Annotated in this window: 4 protein-coding genes; 3 read left to right on the forward strand and 1 reads right to left on the reverse strand. The window is 72.7% G+C overall.

Annotated elements, in window-relative coordinates:
- Nucleotides 1-135: 135 nt before the first annotated feature.
- Nucleotides 136-603 carry a DUF3305 domain-containing protein gene (locus C667_RS21340; protein WP_004383510.1) on the reverse strand — a complete coding sequence of 156 codons (468 nt, stop codon included), beginning with the start codon at nt 601-603 and terminating at the stop codon, nt 136-138.
- Nucleotides 604-998: 395 nt separating this feature from the next.
- On the opposite strand from C667_RS21340, the gene C667_RS21345 reads away from it, so the two are divergent.
- From C667_RS21345 to C667_RS21355, 3 genes are all read left to right on the forward strand, one after another.
- On the forward strand, nt 999-1,865 hold the full coding sequence (locus C667_RS21345; protein WP_004383512.1) for a formate dehydrogenase accessory sulfurtransferase FdhD: 867 nt from the start codon (nt 999-1,001) through the stop codon (nt 1,863-1,865).
- The gene (gene mobA, locus C667_RS21350) at nt 1,862-2,488 is read left to right on the forward strand and encodes a molybdenum cofactor guanylyltransferase MobA (protein ID WP_004383514.1); all 627 of its coding nucleotides are present in this window, start codon (nt 1,862-1,864) and stop codon (nt 2,486-2,488) included. The genes C667_RS21345 and mobA overlap by 4 nt, the downstream gene beginning before the upstream one ends.
- Nucleotides 2,489-2,506: 18 nt before the next feature.
- On the forward strand, nt 2,507-3,332 hold an 826-nt coding region (locus tag C667_RS21355; protein ID WP_004383516.1), incomplete at its 3' end, for a substrate-binding domain-containing protein.

Consider the following 3,332-nt stretch of genomic DNA (forward strand, 5'->3'; position numbering starts at 1 on the left):
CGGGCGCGACCGCGAACGGCTCCGTCGCGTCGGGCTGGAAAGCCGCGGGCGACTGGCCCGCCACCGGGGGTTCGGCCTCGGCCTGCGCCACCGCGGCGAGCTTGCGCCGCGACCATCGCGAGAGAAAGCCGCCGCTCACGTCCGCCTCCGGTCCAGCCCGAGCGGATCGTTGCGCTTCACCTTCTTCTTGGGCTCCGGCTTGTAGTGGGTGTTCACGAAATCCCCTACCCAGTCGGCGATCTCGCGCGGCATCGGCACGCCATCGACCTGCTCGCCCGAGTCCAGCCAGCGCGCCGCCTCGCCGTAGCTCACCGACACCGTCGCCGGCCGGGCGAACTCGCCGTCCATGCGCCACAGCACGAAGACCTTGGGGATGGGCGCGGTGATGTTGGCGAAGTAGTTCTCCGCCTCGTCGCGGAAGAGCTCGAGCGCGAAGCCCCCGCAGCGCCATTGGCTGCGCTCGGGCTCGTCGACGATGCGGCGCGGCGCCGGCTCGCCGTCGTCGAAGGCCGGCACCACCCCCACCGCCTCCCAGGCGGCGTCGATCCAGGGGTTGTTCAGGCGGCGACGCTCCATGATCACCGCGACGGGGAATTCTTTCATCGTGCTGCACCTGGAAGGAAAGCCTATGTCTTCCGTAGCATACGTGCCCGCCGGGCAGCGCGCGACCGTGAAAACCCGCGGCGCCGATCCGGGCGGCGGAAGCGGCGATGGTCTCTGTAGGAGCGGCGGCAGCCGCGAATGGGCGGTGGAGTGGCGACGGGCGATCTCGCGGTTCGACACGCCGCCTTCGCGCCTGCCGGCGCTCCTACATGAAACATCACGCGCCCCCAAGGCACGGGCGACGAAAGCGGCGACGGCCTCTGTAGGAGCTGCGGCAGCTGCGAACCCGGCGACCCGGCAAGCGACGCGCGTGCCCGCATCCAGACCGCCGCCGTCCATGCAGCGCAGGACTTGCGGCTACAATCGCCTGCTCGCGCATCTCCGGTCCCTCCCCGATGACCCCTCCCGACCGTCCCCTGCTGAGCCAGGCCAGCCGTCCGCTCACCATCGACATCCCCGCGGTGAACGAACGCGGCGAGACCGTGCCGACCTCGATCGCGGGTGAGCACCCACTCACGCTCTACGTCGACAAGCGCGAGATCGTCACCCTGATGACGCTGGGCGCCGCGCCCGAGGCGCTCGCCATCGGCTGGCTGCGCAACCAGCGCCTGGTGCGCAGCCTGGACGAGATCGCCTCCGTGCAGGTGGATTGGGAGACCGACGCGGTCGCCGTCACCACCCGCGCCGGCATGCAGGACGCCGAGCGCAGGCTCGGCAGCCGCACCGTCACCACCGGCTGCGGCCAGGGCACGGTGTTCGGCGGGCTGATGGACGAGATCGACCAGGTCCGCCTGCCGCACGACCGCCGGCTGCGGCAATCCACCCTCTACGCCCTCATGGACGCCGTGCGCCACCACGAGTCGATCTACAAGCAGGCCGGCGCGGTGCACGGCTGCGCGCTCGCCCGGGCCACGCCCGGCGCCTGCGAGATCCTGATGTTCTTCGAGGACGTCGGCCGCCACAACGCGGTGGACGCAATCGCCGGTCAGATGTGGCTCGACGGCGAGGATGGCGCCGACAAGATCTTCTACACCACCGGCCGGCTCACCTCGGAGATGGTGATCAAGACCGCGCAGATGGGCATCCCCTTCCTCGTCTCGCGCTCCGGCCTCACCCACATGGGCTGGCAGATCGCGCAGAAGATCGGCCTCACCATGATCGGGCGCGCCCAGGGCAAGCACTACCTGCTCTTTTCCGGCGCCGACCGCTTCGAGCGCGACTGCACGCCCCCCACGCCCCAAGACGAGACCACCGCACGATGAGCGACTCCTCCTCCCCCCGCCCCGCCGACTGCCGCATCACCGGGGTGCTGCTCGCCGGCGGCCAGGGCAGCCGCATGGGCGGCGTGGACAAGGGCCTGGTCGAGCTCGCCGGGCAGCCGATGGCGGCGCACGCGCTCGCCCGCCTCGCCCCCCAGGTCGACGAGCTGATCATCAACGCCAACCAGAACCTCGCGGCCTGGCAGGCCTTCGGTCATCCGGTGTTCGGCGACGACATCGGCGGCTTCGCCGGTCCGCTCGCCGGCCTGCATGCCGCGCTGGTGCGCGCGCGCCACCCGCTCGTGGTCACCGCGCCCTGCGACTCGCCCTTCCTGCCCGCGGACCTCGTCGAGCGCCTGGCCACCGCCTTGCACGCCGCCGACGCCCAGCTCGCGGTCGCCAGGACCTTCGACCAGCCGCACCCGGTGTTCTGCCTGTGCCGGCGCGATCTCGCCGAGCACCTCGGCGCCTTCCTCGCCGGCGGCGGGCGCAAGATCGACCGCTGGTACGGCAGCCTGAAGGTGGTCGAGGTCGCCTTCGACGACGAGGAGGCCGCGTTCCGCAACATCAACACCCGCGACGAGCTCGCCGAGGCGGCGAAGGACCTGCCGGCCGGCGCCGCCTGAGCCGGCGCGCGCACGCCGATGCCGGTCCGCAAACCCTCTCCGGGCGCGCCCACCACCGCGGAGCCCGGCGCTAAACGGCAGCGCACACCCACCTCGTCCAGCGCGCAAGACACGGCGCTCGACCCCTTCGCCGCGGCACAAGGGCTGCCGGAGGGCGCGCGCCCCGGCAGCCCCGGCCCCTGCCTCGACACGCGCGAGGCGGCCGCCTTCCTGCACCTCAACGAGAAGAAGCTCTACGAGCTCGCCAAGAACGGCGAGCTCCCCGCCGCGCGCGTGGGTGGAAAGTGGCTGTTTCCGCGCGCCCTGCTCGAGGAGTGGCTGCTCGAGCAGGCGCACGGCGGCGCGCTCACCGACCGCCTGCTCATCACCGGCAGCGACGATCCGCTGCTGGCGGCCACGGTGGGCGCGCTCGCGCCGGCGCTCGGCGCCGAGGCCTTCGTCGCCTACAGCCCCACCGGCACCCTGGCCGGGCTGGAGCTGCTCGCCCGCCGCCGCGCCGACGTGTGCGCGCTGCACTGGGGAGGCGTCGAGCACAGCGTGCAGCAGCACGCCATGCTGCTGCGCCGCTTCGGTCCGCACCGCAAGTGGGCGCTGGTGCGTCTGGCGCTGCGCGAGCAGGGGGTGATCCTGCGCCGCGGCCTGCAGGTGGACGGCATCGAGACGCTCGCCGCCTTCGACTACCGCTGGGCGATGCGCCAGCCTGGCGCGGGCTCGGCGCACTTCCTCGAATCCGCGCTCGCCAGCCGCGGCTTCTCCGCCGCCGACTGCAGCGCGGTCGCCACCGCGCACAGCGAGCGCGAGGCCGCCGCCGTGGTGGCGCGCGAGGACGCCGACTGCGCGCCCG

Source organism: Thauera phenylacetica B4P, from assembly GCF_000310225.1.
In the GTDB taxonomy this organism is placed as follows: Bacteria; Pseudomonadota; Gammaproteobacteria; order Burkholderiales; family Rhodocyclaceae; genus Thauera; species Thauera phenylacetica.

Excerpts from the sequence above, each read along its gene's own strand:
- C667_RS21340 (WP_004383510.1), bottom strand. The coding sequence starts at position 603 with ATGAAAGAATTCCCCGTCGCGGTGATCATGGAGCGTCGCCGCCTGAAC.
- mobA (WP_004383514.1), top strand. The coding sequence starts at position 1,862 with ATGAGCGACTCCTCCTCCCCCCGCCCCGCCGACTGCCGCATCACCGGG.
- C667_RS21345 (WP_004383512.1), top strand. The coding sequence starts at position 999 with ATGACCCCTCCCGACCGTCCCCTGCTGAGCCAGGCCAGCCGTCCGCTC.